Origin of the sequence: Catellatospora sp. NPDC049609 (assembly GCF_040675365.1) — a bacterium.
Classification (GTDB): Bacteria; Actinomycetota; Actinomycetes; order Mycobacteriales; family Micromonosporaceae; genus Catellatospora.
In genome coordinates this window covers 67,003-87,579 of sequence record NZ_JBFAOU010000002.1, presented here as the reverse complement: position 1 = coordinate 87,579, position 20,577 = coordinate 67,003, and the positions used below count along the sequence as shown (strand labels likewise).

20 protein-coding genes are annotated in these 20,577 nt (G+C 73.2%); 9 read left to right on the top strand and 11 right to left on the bottom strand.

Annotation, left to right across the window (positions count from 1 at the left end; translation table 11 throughout):
• Positions 1-6 precede the first annotated feature (6 nt).
• Positions 7-1,617: an FAD-dependent oxidoreductase gene (locus tag AB0J67_RS01060; RefSeq protein WP_363474896.1), complete on the bottom strand. Its 1,611-nt coding sequence runs from the start codon at positions 1,615-1,617 to the stop codon at positions 7-9.
• Positions 1,618-1,777: 160 nt separating this feature from the next.
• The gene (locus tag AB0J67_RS01055) at positions 1,778-2,530 is read right to left on the bottom strand and encodes an HAD-IA family hydrolase (protein WP_363474894.1); all 753 of its coding nucleotides are present in this window, start codon (positions 2,528-2,530) and stop codon (positions 1,778-1,780) included.
• 144 nt (positions 2,531-2,674) lie between these two features.
• Here AB0J67_RS01055 and AB0J67_RS01050 point away from each other — a divergent pair, with 144 nt between their 5' ends.
• The 4 genes from AB0J67_RS01050 to AB0J67_RS01035 all read left to right on the top strand — a co-directional run bounded on the left by AB0J67_RS01050 (position 2,675) and on the right by AB0J67_RS01035 (position 7,891).
• Positions 2,675-5,359, top strand: a complete 2,685-nt coding sequence (locus AB0J67_RS01050) for a DEAD/DEAH box helicase (RefSeq protein WP_363474892.1) — start codon at positions 2,675-2,677, stop codon at positions 5,357-5,359.
• A gap of 88 nt (positions 5,360-5,447) precedes the next feature.
• Positions 5,448-6,296, top strand: a complete 849-nt coding sequence (locus AB0J67_RS01045) for an MHYT domain-containing protein (protein ID WP_363474890.1) — start codon at positions 5,448-5,450, stop codon at positions 6,294-6,296.
• A 115-nt stretch (positions 6,297-6,411) separates the two neighbouring features.
• Positions 6,412-7,329, top strand: a complete 918-nt coding sequence (locus tag AB0J67_RS01040; RefSeq protein ID WP_363474888.1) for a 5'-3' exonuclease — start codon at positions 6,412-6,414, stop codon at positions 7,327-7,329.
• A 76-nt stretch (positions 7,330-7,405) separates the two neighbouring features.
• Positions 7,406-7,891 (top strand): DUF6328 family protein, encoded by a 486-nt coding sequence (locus AB0J67_RS01035; RefSeq protein WP_363474886.1) that lies wholly within the window; start codon positions 7,406-7,408, stop codon positions 7,889-7,891.
• A gap of 299 nt (positions 7,892-8,190) precedes the next feature.
• Here the strand turns inward: AB0J67_RS01035 and AB0J67_RS01030 are convergent, their stop codons facing one another.
• Genes AB0J67_RS01030 through AB0J67_RS01015 form a run of 4 tightly spaced genes read right to left on the bottom strand, consistent with a single transcriptional unit; the run spans position 8,191 to position 11,390 of the window.
• Positions 8,191-9,360, bottom strand: a complete 1,170-nt coding sequence (locus AB0J67_RS01030) for a cation diffusion facilitator family transporter (RefSeq protein ID WP_363474884.1) — start codon at positions 9,358-9,360, stop codon at positions 8,191-8,193.
• On the bottom strand, positions 9,357-10,109 hold the full coding sequence (locus AB0J67_RS01025; RefSeq protein WP_363474882.1) for a cation transporter: 753 nt from the start codon (positions 10,107-10,109) through the stop codon (positions 9,357-9,359). The genes AB0J67_RS01030 and AB0J67_RS01025 overlap by 4 nt, the downstream gene beginning before the upstream one ends.
• Positions 10,109-10,459, bottom strand: a complete 351-nt coding sequence (locus AB0J67_RS01020; protein ID WP_363474880.1) for a metalloregulator ArsR/SmtB family transcription factor — start codon at positions 10,457-10,459, stop codon at positions 10,109-10,111. Before AB0J67_RS01020 ends, AB0J67_RS01025 begins: the two co-directional genes overlap by 1 nt.
• Before the next feature lie 28 nt (positions 10,460-10,487).
• A complete protein-coding gene (locus tag AB0J67_RS01015; protein ID WP_363474878.1) occupies positions 10,488-11,390 on the bottom strand; it encodes a universal stress protein in 903 nt (300 codons plus the stop codon).
• 150 nt (positions 11,391-11,540) lie between these two features.
• Here AB0J67_RS01015 and AB0J67_RS01010 point away from each other — a divergent pair, with 150 nt between their 5' ends.
• The 4 genes from AB0J67_RS01010 (at position 11,541) to AB0J67_RS00995 (ending at position 14,645) form a co-directional block, all read left to right on the top strand.
• Positions 11,541-12,689 (top strand): acyl-CoA dehydrogenase family protein, encoded by a 1,149-nt coding sequence (locus tag AB0J67_RS01010; RefSeq protein WP_363474876.1) that lies wholly within the window; start codon positions 11,541-11,543, stop codon positions 12,687-12,689.
• A 226-nt stretch (positions 12,690-12,915) separates the two neighbouring features.
• Positions 12,916-13,356 (top strand): cysteine dioxygenase family protein, encoded by a 441-nt coding sequence (locus AB0J67_RS01005; protein ID WP_363474874.1) that lies wholly within the window; start codon positions 12,916-12,918, stop codon positions 13,354-13,356.
• A gap of 2 nt (positions 13,357-13,358) precedes the next feature.
• A complete protein-coding gene (locus AB0J67_RS01000) occupies positions 13,359-13,760 on the top strand; it encodes a rhodanese-like domain-containing protein (RefSeq protein WP_363474872.1) in 402 nt (133 codons plus the stop codon).
• Between the two features lie 93 nt (positions 13,761-13,853).
• Positions 13,854-14,645: a DUF1684 domain-containing protein gene (locus tag AB0J67_RS00995; RefSeq protein WP_363474870.1), complete on the top strand. Its 792-nt coding sequence runs from the start codon at positions 13,854-13,856 to the stop codon at positions 14,643-14,645.
• Positions 14,646-14,696: 51 nt separating this feature from the next.
• Here the strand turns inward: AB0J67_RS00995 and AB0J67_RS00990 are convergent, their stop codons facing one another.
• A complete protein-coding gene (locus AB0J67_RS00990; RefSeq protein WP_363474868.1) occupies positions 14,697-14,939 on the bottom strand; it encodes a hypothetical protein in 243 nt (80 codons plus the stop codon).
• A gap of 189 nt (positions 14,940-15,128) precedes the next feature.
• Between AB0J67_RS00990 and AB0J67_RS00985 the strand changes: the two genes are divergently transcribed.
• Complete coding sequence (locus AB0J67_RS00985; RefSeq protein ID WP_363474866.1) at positions 15,129-16,028, top strand: ornithine cyclodeaminase family protein; 900 nt, start codon at positions 15,129-15,131, stop codon at positions 16,026-16,028.
• Positions 16,029-16,164: 136 nt separating this feature from the next.
• Here the strand turns inward: AB0J67_RS00985 and AB0J67_RS00980 are convergent, their stop codons facing one another.
• The 4 genes from AB0J67_RS00980 to AB0J67_RS00965 form a co-directional block, all read right to left on the bottom strand.
• Positions 16,165-16,863 carry an FKBP-type peptidyl-prolyl cis-trans isomerase gene (locus AB0J67_RS00980; protein WP_363474864.1) on the bottom strand — a complete coding sequence of 233 codons (699 nt, stop codon included), beginning with the start codon at positions 16,861-16,863 and terminating at the stop codon, positions 16,165-16,167.
• Between the two features lie 96 nt (positions 16,864-16,959).
• A complete protein-coding gene (locus AB0J67_RS00975) occupies positions 16,960-17,940 on the bottom strand; it encodes an aldo/keto reductase (protein WP_363474862.1) in 981 nt (326 codons plus the stop codon).
• A 13-nt stretch (positions 17,941-17,953) separates the two neighbouring features.
• Entirely contained in the window at positions 17,954-19,234 is a 1,281-nt protein-coding gene (gene aroA / locus AB0J67_RS00970) for a 3-phosphoshikimate 1-carboxyvinyltransferase (RefSeq protein ID WP_363474860.1), read from the bottom strand.
• Positions 19,235-19,395: 161 nt separating this feature from the next.
• Positions 19,396-20,544, bottom strand: coding sequence for a serine hydrolase domain-containing protein (locus tag AB0J67_RS00965; RefSeq protein WP_363474858.1), 1,149 nt, complete (start codon positions 20,542-20,544; stop codon positions 19,396-19,398).
• Positions 20,545-20,577: the final 33 nt, after the last annotated feature.

Genomic DNA, 20,577 nt, shown 5'->3' with positions numbered 1-20,577 from the left:
GGCTCCTCAGCGCCGCCGGGACGAACGGACCAGGGTGGCGCGGCGCTCGCTGGGGTCGTGGCCGGTGACCACGACGGTCGCGTCGTGGGCGGGGAACACCCGCTCCGGGAACTCCGCGGGCACCGGCACGGCGTCCTTCGGCGGGTTGGTCATGTCGTACGGCAGCGGGAACGGCGCCGCCTGCTCGATCAGCTGCTGGTAGAAGTCCAGCCACTTGCCCTGGTTCCAGCTCACCGCGCCGACCACCCGGCCCTTGTAGCCGTACGCCGCGACGAACTGGCGGCTCTCCACCGAGCCCTGGGTGATCGCGATCTGGTCCGCGATCGGCGGCACGCCCACCGACTTGATGTTGTGCCCGAACTGCAGCGACCAGAACGCGGGCATCTCCAGGTGCGGCCAGCGCTCGCTCTCGCTGCTGATCATGTTGTGCGCGGCGACCTCGGCCTGGGTCACCGCGTTGCCCCAGTGCTCCATGGCCAGGAACTGGTAGCCGAACATCGGCTGCGGCTGGCGGGCCACGTCGCCGGCCACGAACACGTCGTCGGTGACCAGGCCCGCCGCGGTGAAGGCGCGGCAGCCCGCGTCGCAGGCCAGCCCCCACACGCCCACGGCCAGCCCGGCGCTGGCCAGCCACTCCACGTTGCGGATGCCGCCCAGCGCGACGACGGCCACGTCCACCTCGATCGTGGTGCCGTCCGACAGCACCGCGCGGCGCAGCTTCCCGTCCTCGCCCTGCAGCGAGTTGACCATCGTGTGGGTACGCAGGTCGACGCCGTGCTCGCGCATGATGCCGGCGGAGATCCGGCCGATCACCCCGCCCAGTGCGCCGACCAGCGGGGCCGTGCCGGCCTCGGCGACCGTCACCGGGATGCCCAGCTCGACGCAGACCGAGGCCATCTCGGAGCCGGTGAATCCGGAGCCGATGACCAGCACCCGCTTCGGCTGCGCCATGAGCCGCTCGCGCAGCCCCTGCGCGTCGGCCCGGGTCCGGATGGTGAACACGCCGTCCAGGCGCGCCTCCTCCGGCACGGGCCACGGGTTGGCCCGCACCCCGGTCGCGACGAGCACCCGGTCGAACTCGACCTCCTGCCCGTCGGACAGGACCACCCGCTTGTTGTCCATGTCCAGCGCGGTCGCGGCGACGCCGAGCCTCCAGTCGGCGTCGATGTCGCACCGGCGCGGCAGGGTCGTGTCGGCCGAGCTGACGAAGCCGGTCTGCACCTGCTTGGACAGCGGCGGCCGGTCGTAGGGCTCCTCGGGCTCGTCACCGATCATGGTGATCGAGCCGGTGAAGCCCTCGGCCCGCAGCTGCTCGGCGGCCTTCAGCCCGGCCAGCGACGCGCCGACGATGACGATCCGGCCGTCGCGGCGCAGCCGGTCGCCCTTGGCCGCGACCACGGTCCGCTCCGGCGGCGGCGTCGGCAGGTCGGTCATGTCCACCTGCAGGGCCTGCACCGGGCAGGCGGCCGCCGCCCGCAGCACCTTGACCCGCTGGTCGTCGGAGGGCGCCGGGTCGAACATCAGCGCCTCGTCGCCCACCATCCGGAACGCCTCGGGTGCCAGGAACGCGCACTGCGCGTACCCCTGACACTTCGTCAGGTCCACCACCACACGCATGGCCTCATTGTTCGCGCTCGGCAGGGCATATCGGCGCGAATCGGATAACTACCGTTGGCCCGGTCGGGAAGATCAGTGTTCCCGGTCAGAAAGTGCAGCTCCACTGCAGGTTCTGACCGAAAACAGTGATCATCCGCGGCCGCGGCGGGGTCGGGCGGGGTCAGGGGCGCGGGACGGCCAGGGCGACGGCGCGGTGCAGGCCGTTGGGGCGGCCGGGGCCCGCCGCCGGGATGACCAGGGCGGAGCAGCCCGCCGACACCGCGCCCGCGTCGGCGGGCGTGTCGCCGATCATGAGGACCCGCTCGGGGTCCACCGCCAGCATGCCGCAGGCCCGCAGGAAGATCTTCTGGTCCGGCTTGACGCAGCCCACCTCGTACGACAGCACGATCGCGTCGAACAGCGCGGTCAGCCCCCAGGCGTCCAGCAGCGGGCGGATGTCGAAGCCGATGTTGCTCACCACCCCGGTGCGCACCCCGGCGGCCCGCAGCGTGGTCAGCGCACCCATGGCGTCCGGGTACGGCGTCCACGTGCCGGGCCGCAGCACCCGCTCGTAGACGGCCTCGGCCAGGCCGGGCACGTCGGTGGGCACGGTCGCGGCGAGCCCCGTGAAAGCCTGGCGGTGCGCGTGCTCGTAGAGGTCGCGGTCGGCCCACGCCTCGGCGAGCTGCGGCGGCACCCGCACCGGCCGGGCGACCCCGGGCAGCCCGCCCGCGGTGGCGAGCCGGTCGGCCAGCACCGTGGCCTTGCCACGGTCCAGCGTGACGCCGCAGTCCGCCGCCGCCGCGCTCACCCAGGCCACGGGGTCGATCGTCATGGCCAGGGTGCCGTGGAAGTCGAACAGCACCGCGTCCAGGGCACGAGGGGCGTCAATCCTTGCCGGGTGGGGGAGGGGCTGGGACTGGGACTCGGGCACGTCAGCAGGATACCGACCTGCACCGAGTGGGCTCTTTCGCCTAGCCTTGCGGGTATGACGAGCCCCGCCGAGCGGCGACCCGGTTCCGGGCCGACCGCCCGACCTGCCCGACCGACGACCCCTCCGGAAGGCCGTAAGACTCCTGTGACGCCGTTGGTCAGCGAGTTCGCCGCCGGGCTCAGCTTCGCCCTCGACCCGTTCCAGATCACCGCGTGCGCGGCGCTCGAGCGCGGCAGCGGCGTGCTGGTCTGCGCGCCCACCGGCGCCGGCAAGACCGTGGTCGGCGAGTTCGCCGTGCACCTGGCGCTGCAGCAGGGCCGCAAGTGCTTCTACACGACGCCGATCAAGGCACTGTCCAACCAGAAGTACCACGACCTGGTGCAGCGCCACGGCGCCGACAAGGTCGGCCTGCTGACCGGCGACAACTCCATCAACGGCGACGCGCCGGTGGTCGTGATGACCACCGAGGTGCTGCGCAACATGCTGTACGTCGGCTCGTCGGCGCTGCAGAACCTGTCCTACGTGGTCATGGACGAGGTGCACTACCTGGCCGACCGGTTCCGCGGCGCGGTGTGGGAGGAGGTCATCATCCACCTGCCCGCCTCGGTCACCCTGGTCTCGCTGTCGGCGACCGTGTCCAACGCGGAGGAGTTCGCCGACTGGCTGGTCACCGTACGCGGCAGGACCGAGGTCGTGGTGAGCGAGCACCGGCCGGTGCCGCTGTGGCAGCACATGCTCGTCGGCAAGCGCATGTTCGACCTGTTCCACGACGCCGACGCGGCGCGCGCCCACGAGGTGCACCCGGAGCTGCTGCGCTACACCCGCGAGCTGGGCCGCCGCCTGGAGCTGGGCGAGATCCGGCGCGGCCGCGGGCCGCGCAACCGGCGCGGGCCGGCCGTGAACCGGCCCGACATCGTCGACCGGCTCGACGGTGAGGGCCTGCTCCCGGCGATCCTGTTCGTGTTCAGCCGGGCCGGCTGCGACGCGGCGGTGCAGCAGTGCCTGCAGGCGGGGCTGCGGCTGACCTCGCCGGAGGAGCGCACCGAGATCCGCGAGGTGGTCGAGCGGCGCATCGCCAACATCCCCAACGAGGACCTGGCCGCCCTGGGCTACTGGGACTGGCTGGACGGCCTGGAGCGGGGCCTGGCCGCGCACCACGCGGGCATGCTGCCGGCCTTCAAGGAGGTCGTCGAGGAGCTGTTCGTCCGGGGCCTGGTCAAGGCGGTGTTCGCCACCGAGACGCTGGCGCTGGGCATCAACATGCCGGCCCGCTGCGTGGTGCTGGAGCGGCTGGTCAAGTACAACGGCGAGGCACACGTCGACCTGACGCCGGGGGAGTACACGCAGCTCACCGGCCGGGCCGGGCGGCGCGGCATCGACGTCGAGGGGCACGCGGTGGTGGCCTGGGCGCCGGACGTGGACCCGCGCCACGTGGCCGGGCTCGCGTCGACCCGCACGTACCCGCTGCGGTCGAGCTTCCGGCCGTCGTACAACATGGCGGTGAACCTGGTCGGCTCGGTGGGCGCGGCGCGCTCGCGCGACCTGCTGGAGTCGTCGTTCGCGCAGTTCCAGGCGGACCGCTCGGTGGTCGGCCTGGCCCGCCAGGTGCAGAAGAACAACGAGGTGCTGGCCGTCTACGACACCGAGCTGGCCTGCGAGCACGGCGACTTCGCCGAGTACTTCGCGCTGCGGGTGCGCATCGCCGAGCGGGAGAAGCAGCTGTCGCGCAACAGCCAGCAGGAGCGCCGGGCACAGGCGGTGCAGTCGCTGGAGCAGCTCAAGATAGGTGATGTGATCCGGATCCCGTCCGGCAAGCACTCGGGCCTGGCCATCGTGCTCGACCCGGGGGTGGGCGGCTTCGGCGAGCCCCGCCCCGTGGTGCTGACCGAGGACCGCTGGGCCGGGCGGATCTCGGCGGGCGAGTTCGCCGGCACGGTCGACGTGCTGGGCCGGGTGCGGGTGCCGCGCCACTTCAACCACCGCGCGCCCGCCGAGCGCCGCGACCTCGCCTCTACCCTGCGCAACCTGGACATCGCGCGCGGCGGCGGCAACCGACGCCGGGGCGGTGGCGGCAACCACGAGGACAAGGAGCTGCTGGCGCTGCGCAAGGCGATGCGGGCCCACCCGTGCCACGCCTGCCCGGAGCGGGAGGACCACGCGCGCTGGGCCGAGCGGCGCCAGCGGCTGTTCCGCGACACCGAGAGCCTGCGCGACAAGGTCAGCAACCGCACCGGCTCGCTGGCGCGCACCTTCGACCGCATCTGCGAGCTGCTCACCGAGCGCGGCTACCTGGGGTCCGACGGCGAGGTGACCGCGCCGGGCCGGATGCTGGCCCGGATCTGGACCGAGGCCGACCTGCTGGTGGCCGAGTGCCTGCGCACCGGCGTGTGGGACGGGCTGCAGCCGCACGAGCTGGCCGCGGCCGTCTCGGTGGTGCTGTACGAGGCGCGCCGTGACGCCGACGAGCAGGCCTCGGTGCCGCGCGGCCCGGTGGCCACGGCCGTCGACGCGACCGTGCGCACGTTCTACCAGCTGGCGGTGGACGAGCGGCGGCTCGGCCTGGCTCAGACCCGCGAGCCCGACCTCGGGTTCGTGTGGCCGATGTACCGCTGGGCCAAGGGCGAGCCGCTGGCGAAGGTGCTCGCGAGCGGGCACAGCCTGGACGGGGACATGCCGGCGGGCGACTTCGTCCGATGGGCGAGACAGGTCATCGATCTTCTCGGACAGATTGCCGACGCCGCCGGTGCGCCATCCGCCCTGCGTGAGACCGCGCGCACCGCGATGAACGCGGTCAATAGAGGGGTACTTGCGTATACTGCGGTCGTCTGACCGAGTTGCTTGCGGAAACCCTGTTCCGGAATCATGCAAGAAAGTGAGCGACACTCAGCTCGCATGAGCCGAAAGGGTCGACCGCGCGATGGCCGACGTACAGCACTTCACACACGGGCTGGTCACTCCGGGCGTCGCGTACGCCCTGTCCATCCTCGGTTCCACCCTCGGTCTGATCTGCACCGCCCGGATGCGCACCGCCGTGACCGGCAAGCAGCGGTTCTGGTGGCTGGTGCTCGCCGCGTGGGCGCTGGGCGGCACCGCGATCTGGGCGATGCACTTCATGGCGATGCTGGGCTTCTCGGTGACGGGCACCCAGATCCGCTATGACATCGCGCGCACCGCGCTCAGCGCGCTCGTCGCGATCGTGGTGGTCGGCCTCGGCCTGTACATCGTCGGCTTCGGCCGGCCCCACGTCGGCCGGATCGTCACCGGCGGCGTGTTCACCGGCGTCGGCGTGGCGGGCATGCACTACCTGGGCATGTTCGCGATGCGCCTGGACGGCGAGGTGTCCTACGACACGGGCCTGGTCGCCGCGTCCGTGGTGATCGCCGTCGTCGCCGCGACGGTGGCGCTGTGGTTCACCGTCGTGCTCAAGCGGCCGCTGGCCATCGCCGGGGCGGCGCTGCTGATGGGCGTCGCGGTGTGCGGCATGCACTACACCGGCATGGCCGCCATGTCGGTGCTGCTGACCGAGCCGTCACTGGCCGTCGGCGGCACGTCCGCGGCGAACCTGCTGGTCCCGATCGGCGTGCTGGTGCTGCTGGTCATCGGCGGCCTGGTCTTCGCGATCGGCGCCGCGCCCACCGCGGAGGACCTGGCCGCCCGCGAGTACCTCGACCGGGTGCAGGCCGCGCGCGAGGAGGCCGCGATCGGCGCGCAGCGCGGCACCGTACGCCGCCCGACCGCGTTCACCCCGCGCGGCGGCAGCAAGTAGCAGCCTCGCTCGGAGCCCCGTCCCGCCGCTCACCGGCGTGGGACGGGGCTTCGGCCGTCTCCGGCCGGGGCGCGCTGGCCGGGTGGTGTCCGGCCCGTGTGGCAGGCTGTTGCGCATGACCGCACCCCTGCTCGCCATCGACGCGCCCAGCCTGTACTTCCGCGCCTTCCACGGCGTGCCCGCCAAGGCGGCGATGGCGCCCGACGGCACCCCGGTCAACGCCGTGCGGGGCTTTCTCGACATGGTCACCACGCTGGTCAAGGGCCGCCGGCCGGGCCGGCTGGTGTGCGCGCTCGACAACGACTGGCGGCCGGCGTGGCGGGTCGCGCTGATCGGCACGTACAAGACGCACCGGGTGGCGCCGCAGGGCGGCGAGGAGGTGCCCGACGAGCTGGTCCCGCAGGTCGAGCTGCTGCTGCAGGTGCTCGACGCGTTCGGCATCGTCGCCTACGGCGTGGACGGCAACGAGGCCGACGACGTGCTCGGCACGCTGGCCGCGACGGCGCCCGCCCCGGTCGAGGTCGTCTCCGGCGACCGGGACCTGTTCCAGCTCGTCGACGACGCGCGCGGGGTGCGCCTGCTCTACGTCGGGCGCGGCGTGGCGAAGCTCGAGGACTGCGACGAGGCCGCGGTGCTGGCCAAGTACGGCGTGCCCGCGAACGGCTACGCCGACTTCGCGGCGCTGCGCGGCGACCCGAGCGACGGCCTGCCCGGCGTGGCCGGGGTGGGCGAGAAGACCGCCGCCCGGCTGGTCGAGCGGTACGGCAACCTCGACGCGATCGTCGCGGCCGTGGCCGACCCCGGCTCGGACTTCGCGCCGGGCGTGCGGGCCAAGCTCGCCGCGGCGAGCGACTACCTGGCCGTCGCGCCGAAGGTGGTGCGGGTGGCGACCGACCTGGCCCTGCCCGAGCACGACCTGACCCTGCCGCGTGAGCCCCGCGACCCCGACCGGCTGCTCACGCTGGCCGAGCAGTGGAACCTGGCGAGCCCCTGCAAGCGGCTGGTGGACGCGCTCGCGGCCAACGCCGCCTGACCCGCCCGGCGCGGTCCCGCGCGTCGGCATAACCTCCGCCCGGCCGGGCATACGCTTGGAAAAGCGGAGGTAGATGGTGAGTGAGAGCGACGCGAGCGGCCAGCAGCACCCGGCGGAGGACCCGCACAAGCAGTGGAACCGCAACTACTCGGAGCTGCTGCAGGAGCTGCGCGTGGCGCAGACCGGCGTGCAGATCCTGTTCGCGTTCCTGCTGACGCTGCCGTTCTCGGTGGGATTCGAGAAGATCACCGGTAGCGAGCGGGTGCTCTACATCATCACGTTCATCAGCAGCGCGGTGGCGGCGGCCCTGCTCATCGCGCCGGTGAGCTACCACCGGCTGTCGTTCCGGGAGGGGCGCAAGCCGCAGATCGTGCGTACGGCGCACCGGCTCGCGCAGTGCGGCCTCTTCTTCGAGATGACCGCGATCGTGCTGGCGATCTACCTCGTGGTCGAGGTGGTGTCGGGGGTGCGCTGGGCGGGCATCCTGGGCGCCGCGATGGCCCTGTTCTACATCCTGCTCTGGTACGTGCTGCCGCTGGCGACCAAGCCCGACCGGGACTGACCGACCCCGGACATACGGGAAGCCCGGCTTGTTTCACTGGGAAACTTGTCGGGCTTCGACTTAAGGATAAGTCCGGCATTCCCGGAATGTCAACCAGTGGTGCCGAGGATTTTTCCAGGTGCCTCGCCGGGCACCCGCGCCGAGTGCTGCTGCCGACATGTGAACTGTCCGTGTGGCCGGTGCGGTGAACGTGTTGATCTGTTGAAGATCCGTTTTTGCGGACGCTGACCGTCGCCATAGCGGCGGCGGTAGTCGTCCACAAAAACGGATCTTCGCTGTTCGCGGGGCGATGCGGCGCGTCAGGCAGGTGTGACGGCGCGGCACTCGCCGCGTCGGTGGGTGGTGCCGTGCGACTCGGCGCAGTGCGCGGCCGGTTCCGCCGCGTGGTCGCCGGCGTGGTCGACCTGCAGCGTGGCATGACGGACCCCGTGCCGCTCGGCCAGCCGGTGCTGGAGCCGGACGCGTACGCCGTGGCAGTCGGCGTCGTCATCGACCAGCACGTGGGCGCTGAGCGCGGGCTGCGCGGACGAGATCAGCCACAGGTGCAGGTCGTGGACCTCCACCACGTCCCGGTCGTCGAGCAGCTGGTGGGCGATCCCGTCCGGGTCGGAACCGGCCGGTGCGGCTTCGAGCAGCACCCGGGTGGAGTCGCGCAGCAGCCCCCAGCCCGCCTTGACCATGAGCACCACGACCAGCAGGGTGGCGATCGGGTCGGCCCGGTCGAAACCGGTGAACGTGACCACCACGCCCGCGACGATCGCGGCGACCGAGGCGAGCGCGTCCATCAGGACGTGGGCGTACGCGCCGCGCACGTTGAGGCTGGTGCGGTCGGCTCGGCTGATGGCCCAGGCGGCGACCACGTTGACCGCCAGGCCGACGGCGCCCGTGACGGTGACGATCCAGCCCGTCACCTCGGTCGGTGACCAGAACCGGGGCACGGCCTCGTAGGTCAGCCACGCCGCGAGCAGCAGCAGGCTCACTCCGTTGAGCTGGGCGGACAGGATCTCGGCGCGCTTGAGCCCGTAGGTGTACGAGCCCATGGCGGGCCGCGCCGCCAGCCGCATGGCGATCAGGGCGAGCGCGATCGCCGCGGCGTCGGTGAGCATGTGCGCCGCGTCGGAGATCAGGGCCAGCGAGTCGGCCAGCACGCCGGCGACCACCTCGGCCGCCATGAACGCGGCGATCGCGGCCAGCGCGACCGTGAGCCACCTGCGGTCGGCACCGGCACTGATGCCGTGCCGGTGCCCATGACCGCCGTGGCCATAACCGCTGTGGCCCTGGTCGCCCTGCTCGTGGTCGCCACCGCCGTGCCCGCGGTCACCGTGGCCTTGGTCGCCCTGCTCGTGGTCGCCGTGGCCGTGCTCCTGGTGGTCAAACTCGGGGCCTGCGTGCTCCCGGTGGTCGTGCTTGCGCTGCTGATGGTCGGGCTCGCGGTGGCCCGGCCCGTGGGGGTGCTCGGGTGCGCTCATCGGGCGACCGCCTCGTCGGCGCAGCAGCCGTCGGCGCAGCCGGCACCGGGCCGGCCGGCGGCGGGCGAGTCGGCACGCAGCGCGGCGGCGGGCGAGTCGGGGCGCAGTGCGGCAGCAGGCGTGCAGCAGGTGTCGCCGCGCCAGGCCTCGCGCCCCTCCTTGACCGCCACCGCGGCGATGACCAGCGCGGCCACCGGGTCCGCCCACCACCAGCCGAGCAGGCTGTGCGCGGCCAGGCCCAGCAGCAGCACGGCCGACAGGTAGGTGCACAGCAGGGTCTGCTTCGAGTCGGCGACGGCGGTCCGGGAGCCGAGCTCGCGGCCGGCCCGCCGCTGGGCGTACGACAGGCCGGGCATGACGGCCAGCGAGACCGCGGCCAGCACCATGCCGAGCGACGAGTGGTCCGGCCGGTGGCCGGTGGCCAGCGCCTGGACCGCCTCGACGGTGACGTAGGCGGCGAGGGCGAAGAACGACACCGCGATGATCCGCAGCGCCGCGCGCTCCCGGCGTTCGTGGTCGGTGGCGGAGAACTGCCACGCCACGGCCGCCGCCGAGGAGACCTCGATGACCGAGTCCAGCCCGAACGCGATCAGCGCGGTGGACGAGGCCGCCGCTCCGGCGGTGATCGCGACGGCGGCCTCGGCGACGTTGTACGCGATGGTCGCGGCGACCAGCCACCGGACCCGCGTGACGAGCACCCGGCGGCGGCCCGGCGCGAGCTCGCTCGGGATCGTCAGCGCCGCGCCCATCAGCAGCAGTCCTCGGCGGCCGAGGCGGGGCAGGCGGCGGGGTCGACGGTCAGCACCACGCCGAGCAGGTCGCCCAGGGCGTGGGCCAGGCGCGGGTCGGACAGCTCGTAGCGGGAGCGGCGGCCCTCCGGCACGGCCACCACCAGGCCGCAGCCGCGCAGGCAGGCCAGGTGGTTGGACAGGTTCTGCCGGGTCACGCCGAGCAGGTCGGCGAGGTCGGCCGGGTAGCCGGGGCCCTCACGCAGGGCCAGCAGCAGCCGGGCGCGGGTCGGGTCGGACAGGGCGTGCCCGAACCGGGCGAGGACCTGGCCGTGTGTGGCCACGGGCAGCGTGACGGTGTCGCCTTCCATGCCGACGACGGTACACCGAAAGCTGAATTCAGGAAAGCGTGAAGTGATCGTCGCGGCGGTGCGCCACCACCACGGGGCAGCCCGCGTGGTGGATCAGCGCCTGGCTGACCGAGCCCAGCAGCAGGCCGGTGAAGCCGCCCAGGCCGCGGCAGCCGACCACCACCATCAGCGCGCCCATGGACTGCTCGGTCAGCGCCGCGGCGGCCGACGTCTCCACCGTCATGAGCCGGACGTCGATGTCGGGGTAGCGGTCGCGCCAGCCGGCGAGCGCGGTGTCGAGCACCGTCTCCTCCTGGTCGCGCAGCGTGTCGACGTCGTACACGAACGGCATGCCGGCCGCCCCGGTGGTGATCGGGCCCATCCAGGCGTGCACCGCCGTGATGCCGCAGCCGCGGCGCTCGGCCTCGTCGAACGCGAAGGCCAGCGCGGTGCCCGACTGCGGGGAGCCGTCGACGCCGACCGCGATCCGGCCCACCGCGCCGATGCCCGCCTTCTCCGGCGTGGCCGGGGGCCGGACCACCGCGACCGCGCTCTTGGCGTGCATCGCCACCTGCAGGCTGGTCGAGCCGAGCATCAGGTCGTGGAAGCCGCCGTGGCCGCGGCTGCCGACCACCACCATGGACGCTGTCTCCGACTCCCTGATCAGGCCGTGCGCCGGGTCGTCGCGCAGCACCTGCGTGGTCAGCGTGATGTCCGGGTGCAGCTCGCGCACCTCCGCCATGGCGTGGTCGGTGACCTTGTGCCCGGCGGAGGTGAGCGCGACGTCCTCCGTGCTGGTGCCCTCGCGCGGGGCCGGGTCCTCGCTCACGTACGCGATCTTCAGGGGCAGCCCGCGCAGCGCCGCCTCGTCGGCCGCCCAGCGCAGCGCCACGGTGGCGGGCGGCGAGCCGTCCACACCCACCACGACCGGACCGGTCAGCTCGACGGACATCGCACGCCTCCCTGCGATTCACTGGCCGCTACCACCACTATGTGCCTTATCCGGCCGTGACGCGGCGAAACGGCGGCCGGGGAGCGCGGCTGCGCCGGACCGGCCAGATCCGGCCGGGCGCGGACACCTAACGACCGTTAAGCTGGCTGCATGCCCAGCGTTACCCGACTGCTTCCCACCCCCGAAGCACACGACCTGCTCGAACTCACCCGCGAACTGGCGGACAAGGAGCTCGCACCGCACGCCGACGACTTCGAGGCGCGCGGCGAGTTCCCCCGCGAGCTGATCCGCATCCTGGGCCGCTCCGGCCTGCTCGGCCTGCCCTACTCCGCCGAGTACGGCGGTGCGGAGCAGCCCTACGAGGTGTACCTCCAGGTGCTGGAGATCCTGGCCAGCCGCTGGGTCGGCATCGCCGAGACGGTCAGCGTGCACACCCTGGCCTGCTACCCGGTGGCCCACCACGGCACCGCCGAGCAGCGTGAGCGCTGGCTGCCGGAGATGATCGGCGGCGACCTGCTCGGCGCGTACTGCCTGTCCGAGCCGGCCGGCGGATCCGACGCGGCGAACCTGGCCACCAAGGCCGTCCGCGAGGGCGACGAGTACCGCGTGAACGGCACCAAGGCGTGGATCACCCACGCGGGCGTGGCCGACTTCTACAACCTGTTCGTACGCACCGGCGGCCCCGGCCCGAAGGGCATATCCTGCCTGCTGGCACCGGCCGGCACGCCCGGCCTGAACCCGCAGGCGCGGGAGAAGACGATGGGCCTGCGCTCGTCGCCGGTCGCGCAGATCGCGCTCGACGACGCGGTGGTCCCGGCCGAGCGCCTGGTCGGCGGCGAGGGCGAGGGCTTCCGGATCGCCATGGGCGCGCTGGACTCCGGCCGGCTCGGCATCGCGGCCTGCGCCATCGGCCTGGCCCAGGGTGCGCTCGAATACGCGGTGAACTACGCCCGGGAGCGGGTCCAGTTCGGCAGGCCGATCATCGACCTGCAGGGCCTGGGCTTCATACTGGCGGACGCGGCGACGCAGATCTCCGCGGCGCGGGCGCTGATGCTGCACGCCGCCCGGCTGCGTGACGCGGGCCTGCCGTACTCCACCGAGGCGGCCAAGACCAAGCTGTTCGCCACGGACATGGCGATGCAGGTGACCACCGACGCCGTGCAGGTGCTGGGCGGTGCCGGCTACGTCGCCGACCACCCCGTCGAGCGCTACTTCCGGGAGGCCAAGGTGCTCCAGATCGTCGAGGGCACCAACCAGATTCAGCGCATGGTCATCGCGCGTTCGCTGACCCGCGACTGACGCACCGCGGCACGTCCCGCGGACCGCTCCCGGCGGCTCCGCGGGACCGCCGTCTGTCGTCTGCCGTCTGCCGTCGATGGGACCGGGTGAGGCTCCCGGATTCATCGCGGAAAGGGCGTGGCGGGTTGCGGGCGTGGAGGCGTGGTGGTTGAATTCCTACAAAGCCGGTGGGATAAGTGGGTGAGTGGGAATGATTCAGGCCGTGGGGGTTCGGGGGGATCACCTGGTGACGGCGCGGGCGCTGGCCGCGTCGCCGCAGGCGTGGGGCGTGACGCCGCGGTTCGACCCGGGGCAGCGGTGGTATCACCGGCTGCTGAGCGAGGCGGGCCTGGAGGCGTGGCTGCTGACCTGGCTGCCCGGCCAGCAGACCGACCTGCACGACCACGGTGGCAGCGCGGGGGCGTTCGTGGTGGTGGCGGGCTCGCTGACCGAGCGCACCGTGCGTCAGGAGCTCGACGGGCGGGCCTCGCTCACTGCGCGGGTGCTGACCGCCGGGGCCGGGCGGCAGTTCGGCGGGCACCACGTGCACCAGATCGTCAACAACGGCCTGGAGCCCGCGATCAGCGTGCATGTGTACGGTCCCGAGCTGGCCACGATGACCCGCTACCGGCTGCGCGGCGACCGGCTGACGGTGGAAGCGGTCGACCGGGCCGGGGCACAGTGGTGAGCGTGGCGCAGGCACCCCCGGGCTCCCGGGGCATCGACGAGATCCTGGCGCAGGCGCGGGCCCGGCTGGTCCGGCTCGACGCGCGGCAGACCCGGCAGGCTCAGCGGGACGGCGCGGTGCTGGTCGACATCAGGCCCGCCGCGCAGCGCGCCGAGCACGGGGAGATCCCCGGTGCGCTGATCGTCGAGCGCAACGTGCTGGAGTGGCGCTTCGATCCGCGCAGCGACGCCCGGTTGCCGGTCGCGGGCGCGTACGACCTGCCGGTGGTGGTGTTCTGCCAGGAGGGGTACACCTCGTCGCTGGCGGCGGCGTCGCTGCAGGACCTGGGCCTGCACCGGGCCACCGACCTGGCGGGCGGCTACGCCGCGTGGCGCGCGGCCGGACTGCCTGTCCGCTCGGCGTGACATACCGCCCGGTTCGCCCCATTCTGATCTTGCCTACGCCCCGCCGGCGTGGCAGGCTGCGGGAGGCCCGGGCACCGAGGAGGAGGGCACGACATGGCCGTCGACCCCCAGACGCTGGTTCACGAGTGGGAGAGCTGGCACGCCGAGCGCGAGGCGCGGCTGCGTGACCCGCACGGCTGGCTGAGCCTGACCGCGCTGCACTGGCTCGGCGACGAGCCCGCGAAGTTCGAGGACGCGCCCGGGCTATGGAGCGTGCACGCCGACGGGGTGCTGCTGTGCGCCGGCGCCGGTGACGGACTCAGCCACGGCGCCGAGCCGGTCGAGGGCGAGCTGGTGCTCAGCCCCGTCGAGGGCGGCGCGGGCATCGTGCTCAGCCACGGCGAGCGGCTGCTGGAGGTCATCCAGCGCGGCGGGTCGTACGCGCTGCGCGTCCGCGACCCGCAGGCCCCGACCCGCACCGGCTTCGCCGGGGTGCCCGCGTTCGCGCCGGACGCGCGCTGGGTGCTGGCCGCGACCTTCGAGGCGTACGAGCGGCCGCGCCGGGTCACCGTGGGCGCGGTGGTGCCGGGCCTGGTCCACGAGCAGACCGCACGCGGGGTGCTGCGATTCGCGCTGGACGGTGCGGTGCACGAGCTGACCGCGATGGACGCGGGCGACGGCGGCCTGTCCGTGCTGTTCCGTGACGCCACCAGCGGGGTGAGCACGCACGGCGGCGCCCGCTCGGTGTCGGTGCCCGAGCCGGCGGACGACGGCACCGTCGTGATCGACTTCAACCGCGCGGTGAACCTGCCGTGCGCCTTCACCGACTACGGCACGTGCCCGGTGCCGCCGGCGGAGAACGTGCTGCCGATCGCCGTGGAGGCGGGCGAGCGCCGCCCGCGCTGACTCATCGCGCGTGCGGCCTCGGCGGCGCGAAGGTTCGCTGGCTCGTGGGACTTACCAGTGCTGGCCGCCGCCGTGGCCCGCCCCGGCCTCGGCGTGCAGGTGCTTCTTCAGCTTGCGCGGGAGCCGCTCCTTCTTGTGCTTGCCGTTCTGCGGGTGCGGTTCGAAGTCGGCCAGCGCCCGGAGGTTGTCCTCGGCCGCGGTGTCCCGCCTGCGCAGTCGCACCAGCACCGCGGCGGCGCTCGCGGCCGCGGCGGACAGCACTCCGGCGGTGATCCAGGTCGACTTGCGTGCCATCGCCATCTCCTCACGACACCGCCGGTCAGGGCGGGCCGTCCTCATCGCCCGCGGTAGCGGACGCGCATGTCGCTTGGGCTCGACCATAGCCCGTTCGGGCCGGATATGAGACGTTTTGCAAGTTCGGGCGGCCCGGACCGGTACGGGCGGCCGGTCGTGCCCACGGCCATCGACGGGTATCTTGCCGCTATGGCGATCGAGGTGATCCGCGAACCCGGCGAGCTGCCCCCGGACAGGGTGCTCGCCGCCGTACGGGAGGCGTTCGGGGCGCTGGCCCGGGGCGGGGCCGCCCAGCCGGAGCAGATCCTGGTCCCGCTGTCCGGCGGCGGTGACGTGATCACCTACCCCGGCCTGCTGGAGGAGGCGGGCGTCTTCGGCGTGAAGATCTCGCCGTACCTGCCGCGGCCCGGCGCGCCCGCGCTCATCACCGCGTGGACGCTGCTGGTCAGCACCCGCACCGGCGAGCCGGTGCTGCTCTGTGACGCCAAGGCGCTGACTGCGCAGCGTACGGCGGCGACCAGCGCGCTCGCCGTGGACCTGCTGGCCCGGCCGGACGCCGCCGTGCTGGCCGTGATCGGGGCCGGTCCGCTGGCCCGCGCGCACGTGCGCCACGCCCGCGCGGTGCGGCCGTTCGCCGAGGTGCGCGTGTTCAGCAGGTCGGGTGCGGACCTGGCCGGGTTCGACGGCGTACGGGCCGCGGTGAGCGTCGCCGAGGCGGTCGCGGGCGCCGACGTGGTCATGGCGTGCACGTCGGCGGCCGGTCCGGTGGTCGACGCCGCGCACCTCGCGCCGGGCACGGTGCTGACCTCGATCAGCACCAACAGCGCGGACGCGCACGAGATCGACCCGGCGGCGCTGCCGCTGCTGGACGTGTACTGCGACCACCGACCCTCGGCGGCCGCGGCGGCGGGCGAGATGCGGCTGGCCGCGGCGGGCGGCCGGTGGTCGGCCGAGGCGATCCGCGGCGACCTGGCCGGGCTGCTCGCCGGCACGGATCCGGGGCCGAGCGGGCAGCGCCCGGTCTTCTTCCGCTCGGTCGGCCTCGGCATCGAGGACCTCGCCATCGCGGGCCTGCTGCTCCCGCGCTGACGCCCGCGGACCCCGCGGCTGGGGTGGGCGCGCCGCGTCCGGGCTCAGCCTTCGCCGAGGAAACGGGTCCGGCGCACATGGCACAGGCCCCGCACCGGTGCTCGGTGCGGGGCCTGTGGCGTCGTGGTGCGGGTGGTCAGCTCGCGGAGACCCCGAGCACGTCGACCACGAACCGCAGCGGGCCGGGCAGGCGCGAGTCGGGGCCGTCGCCGTACGCCAGCGAGGCCGGGATGTCGAGCTGGACCCGGCTGCCGACCTTCACGCCGACCAGGCCCTGGTCCCAGCCCGGGATGACCGCGCCGACGCCGATCTGGGTCGGGTAGGCCTGCGAGCGGCTCCAGGAGGAGTCGAACTCCTCGCCGGTGGCGTACTTGACGCCGACGTAGTTCACGGTGACCGTGTCGCCGGACTTCACCGCGGGGCCCTTGCCCTCGACCAGCGGAGTGACCTTCAGCTCCTTGAGGTCGCCGGAGCCCTTGGTCACCTGCGGCTTGGTCTTCAGCGCCGGGTCGGCGCCGGCGGGCAGCGGCGGGAACTCCGCGTTGGCCGGGGTGTTCGGGTCGGCGGTCGGCGCGGCGTTCGGGTCCTCGGCGGGCGCGGTCGCGGACGCGTTCGGGGTGGACGCGGTGGACTGGTCGGTGCCGTTGTCCCGGAACACCAGGAAGGCCAGGCCGATCAGCAGCACCACACCGAGGAACGTGCCGCCCGTCGCCGCCAGCAGCTTCCGGCGGCGGGCCGCCTTGGCCGCGGCGATGCGCGCCTCGCGCCGCTCCGCCTTGGTGCTCCGCTTGTCGGCCGGTTGCGCGTTCGCCCGGTCCTTCACCTGTCCGCTCACGAGTCCTCGAATCTCTGCCGAACATTTGGTCGTCTGCTCCGCGACACTCGCCGCGGCTTCGGACACGCTACCCGGTCCGGGGCCGCCGCGCGCGGTTCACTGGAAGCCGGATACGCGGTGCGGCACGTACGGCTCCTCCAGCTCGGCTACCTCCGCCGCGGACAGCGTGAGCTCCAGCCCGGCGACCGCGTCGTCCAGATGCTGCGGCTTCGTCGCGCCGATGATCGGGGCGGTCACGCCCGGCCGGCTCGCCACCCAGGCGAGCGCGACCTGCGCCCGGGGCACCCCGCGCCGCTGCGCGATGCGGCCGACCCGGGCGATGACCTCGGCGTCGGCGGCGGCCGACGCGCCGTAGAGGCCCTCGCCGAAGGCGTCGTCCTGGGTGCGGGCGGTGACGGTATCGGGCTCGCGGGTGAGCCGGCCGCGCGCCAGCGGGCTCCACGGGATGACGCCGACGCCCTCCTCGACGCAGAGCGGCAGCATCTCCCGCTCCTCCTCGCGGTAGATCAGGTTGTAGTGGTTCTGCATGGTGGCGAACCGGGTCCAGCCGTTGCGGTCGGCCAGGTAGAGGGCCTTGGCGAACTGCCAGGCGTACATCGAGGACGCGCCGATGTAGCGGGCCTTGCCTGCCTTGACCACGTCGTGCAGCGCTTCGAGGGTCTCCTCCAGCGGCGTCTCCGGGTCGAAGCGGTGGATCTGGTACAGGTCGACGTAGTCGGTGCCGAGCCGGCGCAGGCTGTGGTCGATCTCGCTCATGATCGCCTTGCGGGACAGGCCACGCCCGTTGGGGCCCTCGCGCATCACGCCCCACACCTTGGTGGCGATGACGACCTCGTCGCGGTCGGCGAAGTCGCGCAGCGCCCGGCCCAGGATCTCCTCACTGCTGCCCAGCGAGTACACGTTGGCGGTGTCGAAGAAGTTGACCCCGAGCTCCAGCGCCCGCCGGATGAACGGGCGCGCCTCGTCCTCGGGCAGCGACCAGCTGTGGCTGCCCCGGCTCGGCTCGCCGTAGCTCATGCAGCCCAGGCACAGCCGGGACACGTCGAGGCCGGTGCGGCCCAGCTTCACGTACTCCATACCGCTTGATCCTTCACGCTCGGGCGGTGACCCGCGACAGGTCGGCGAAGAAACCCGGGTAGGTCTTCGCCACGCACCGCGGGTCGTCGATCTCGATGCCCGCCGCCCGCAGGCTGAGCAGGGACAGGCTCATCGCCATCCGGTGGTCGCCGTACGTGGCGAAGCGGGTCGGCGCCGGGCGGCCCGGGTTGATCGTGAAGCCGTCGTCGTGCTCGACGGCGTCGATGCCGGCCCGGCGCAGCTCGGTGACGACCGCGGCGAGCCGGTCGGTCTCCTTGTGCCGGATGAACCCGATGCCGCGCACCCGGGTCGGGCCGTCGGCGTGCACCGCCACCGCCGCCAGCGTCTGCGCGGTGTCGGAGATGTCGGCCATGTCGACGTCCACGCCGCGCAGCGTGCCGGTGCCGGACACGGTGATGCCGCCGGCCTCGCGGGACACCCGGGCGCCCATCCGCTCCAGCACGTCGGCGAAGCGCACGTCGCCCTGCAGGCTGCCCGCGCCGAGCCCGGCCACGGTGATCCGCCCGCCGGTGATGGCCGCCGCGGCCAGGAAGTACGACGCCGCGCTCGCGTCGGGCTCGATGGCGTACTCCGTCGCGCGGTAGCGGCCCGGGGCGGTGCCCAGGCCGTCGGCGTCCACCCCGAACGCCGACATCACCGCCGCGGTCATGGTCACGTACGGCACCGACACCAGCGGCGAGGTCAGCTCGACGGCGAGCCCTTCGGCCATCAGCGGCCCGGCCATCAGCAGGCCGGACAGGAACTGGCTGGACAGGTGGCCGGGCAGCGGGACCCGGCCACCGAGCACCGGGCCGGTCACCGCCAGCGGCAGCCGGCCGGCCTCGGCGGGCTCCTCGACCTGCGCGCCGAGCGTGCGCAGCGCCTCCACCAGCGGCCCGAACGGCCGGGCGCGCAGCTGGGCGTCGCCGTCGAGCACGCCGCGGGCCGGGCGCAGGGCCAGCGCGGGCAGCAGGAAGCGCGCGGTGGTGCCGGACTGGTTGGCGTACACCGTGACGGGGCGCGACGCGGTGCGCGGATCGACGCCGTGCACGGTCACCGTGGTCGCGGCCTCGTCGATCTCGACCGCGGCGCCCAGCGCGCCGATCGCGCCCAGCATGGCCCGGGTGTCGTCGGCGAACAGCACGCCGGTCAGCGTGCTGGTGCCCTCGGCAAGCGCGGCGCACAGCAGCGCGCGGTTGGTGATGGACTTGGAACCCGGCGGGCGCAGTGTCGTGTCCGGTGGCTGCTCCACCGGCGACAGTGCGATCACGGACGGCAGCGCGGCAGTCGACACGTGCCGAAGTATGCCCCGCCCACCCGCACCCGAGTGCTTTCATGACCACCCTCTGGGACCGCTACCCCCGAGATCACGACGATCTTGCGTGAAGTGTTGCTCTTTTGTCCGATGGGTGCGTGTCGTCCCCACCGTACGCGCAAGATCGTCGCGAGGCCGGGTCAGCGGTCCGGGTAGAGGATCTCGGCTAGTTCGCCGAAGAGAGGGGTGGCGTGGTCGGTGTCCAGGTCGGAGCGGTTGATCTCGACGACGATGGTGGCGCCGGTGTCGGGGTCGTGGAACATGGCGGAGTTGTAGCCCAGGATGGTGCCGTTGTGGCCGAGGAAGCCGCCCCAGTCGGCGATGCCCAGGCCGTACGACACGTCGGCGCCCTGGGCCAGCGGCACCGTGCGCAGCCGCTCCTGCTGCAGCCTGTCGCTGAGCAGGGCGCCGCGGGCCAGCTCGCCGGCCCAGATCCGCAGATCGCGCAGGTTGGACACCATCGCCCCGGCCGCCCCGGCGTAGCCGGGGTTGGCGTACGTGACGTCGCGGGCGGTGTCGGCGTCGCCGGGGTCGGGCGTGGAGTCGTAGCCGCGCGAGTACGGCGCCTCCAGCGTGGCGGTGGCCGGATAGCTGGTCGAGGTGAGGCCGAGCTTGGCGACGATCTCGTCTTCGATCCAGTCGCCGATCGGGCGGCCGGTGACCCGTTCGAGCACCTGCTCCAGCAGGATGTAGTTGGTGTCGGAGTAGTGGAACCCGGTGCCCGGCGCGAAGTACGGCTCGTGCTCGCGCGCGATGTCGAGCGCGTCGCGCGGCCCGAACGAGCCGGTCGGGTCGGCCTGGTAGCGCACGCCGAACGTCGGGTCCTCGGTGTAGTTGTAGACCCCGGACGTCATGTTGAGCAGCTGCCGGATCGTGATCGCGTTGCCGTCGGGCCAGTCGACGTACCGGCTGAGCGGGTCGTCGAGGCCGAGCAGCCCGCGGTCGACCAGCTGCAGGATCGCGGTGCCGGTGAAGGTCTTGGTGATGCTGGCGATGCGGACCTTGTCGGCGGCGTTCATCGGCCGGCCGGTCTCCTCATCGGACACGCCGACCACGCAGATCCAGGTGCCGCGGCCGGGCACGAACACCCCCGCGGTGACCCCGGGAGCCTTGGCGGCCGCACGGGCCCCGTCGACCGCCGCCTTCATCCGGTCGCGCTCGGCCGTGGTGAAGCCGAAGGCGGCCTGCGGGCAGTCGCCGGGCGCCGCCGCGCGGGCGGGGAACAGCCCGATGGTCAGCGTCAGCACCGCCGCGGCGGCCAGCGCCGCCACCATGTGCCAGGTCTTCACCCGTTCCCCCGTCCTGTCGGGGCTCGCGGCCCG

What these genes read in the sequence shown, in the direction of transcription:
- AB0J67_RS01025 (WP_363474882.1), bottom strand. Translation starts at nt 10,109, where the DNA reads ATGGGCGCGGCGCTGACGATCCCGAGCGAGCTCGCGCCGGGCCGCCGC.
- AB0J67_RS01015 (WP_363474878.1), bottom strand. Translation starts at nt 11,390, where the DNA reads ATGTCCGTCGAGCTGACCGGTCCGGTCGTGGTGGGTGTGGACGGCTCG.
- AB0J67_RS00990 (WP_363474868.1), bottom strand. Translation starts at nt 14,939, where the DNA reads ATGGCACGCAAGTCGACCTGGATCACCGCCGGAGTGCTGTCCGCCGCG.
- AB0J67_RS01045 (WP_363474890.1), top strand. Translation starts at nt 5,448, where the DNA reads ATGGCCGACGTACAGCACTTCACACACGGGCTGGTCACTCCGGGCGTC.
- AB0J67_RS00975 (WP_363474862.1), bottom strand. Translation starts at nt 17,940, where the DNA reads ATGGAGTACGTGAAGCTGGGCCGCACCGGCCTCGACGTGTCCCGGCTG.
- AB0J67_RS01020 (WP_363474880.1), bottom strand. Translation starts at nt 10,459, where the DNA reads ATGGAAGGCGACACCGTCACGCTGCCCGTGGCCACACACGGCCAGGTC.
- AB0J67_RS00985 (WP_363474866.1), top strand. Translation starts at nt 15,129, where the DNA reads ATGGCGATCGAGGTGATCCGCGAACCCGGCGAGCTGCCCCCGGACAGG.
- AB0J67_RS00995 (WP_363474870.1), top strand. Translation starts at nt 13,854, where the DNA reads ATGGCCGTCGACCCCCAGACGCTGGTTCACGAGTGGGAGAGCTGGCAC.
- AB0J67_RS01010 (WP_363474876.1), top strand. Translation starts at nt 11,541, where the DNA reads ATGCCCAGCGTTACCCGACTGCTTCCCACCCCCGAAGCACACGACCTG.
- AB0J67_RS01060 (WP_363474896.1), bottom strand. Translation starts at nt 1,617, where the DNA reads ATGCGTGTGGTGGTGGACCTGACGAAGTGTCAGGGGTACGCGCAGTGC.
- AB0J67_RS01040 (WP_363474888.1), top strand. Translation starts at nt 6,412, where the DNA reads ATGACCGCACCCCTGCTCGCCATCGACGCGCCCAGCCTGTACTTCCGC.
- AB0J67_RS01030 (WP_363474884.1), bottom strand. Translation starts at nt 9,360, where the DNA reads ATGAGCGCACCCGAGCACCCCCACGGGCCGGGCCACCGCGAGCCCGAC.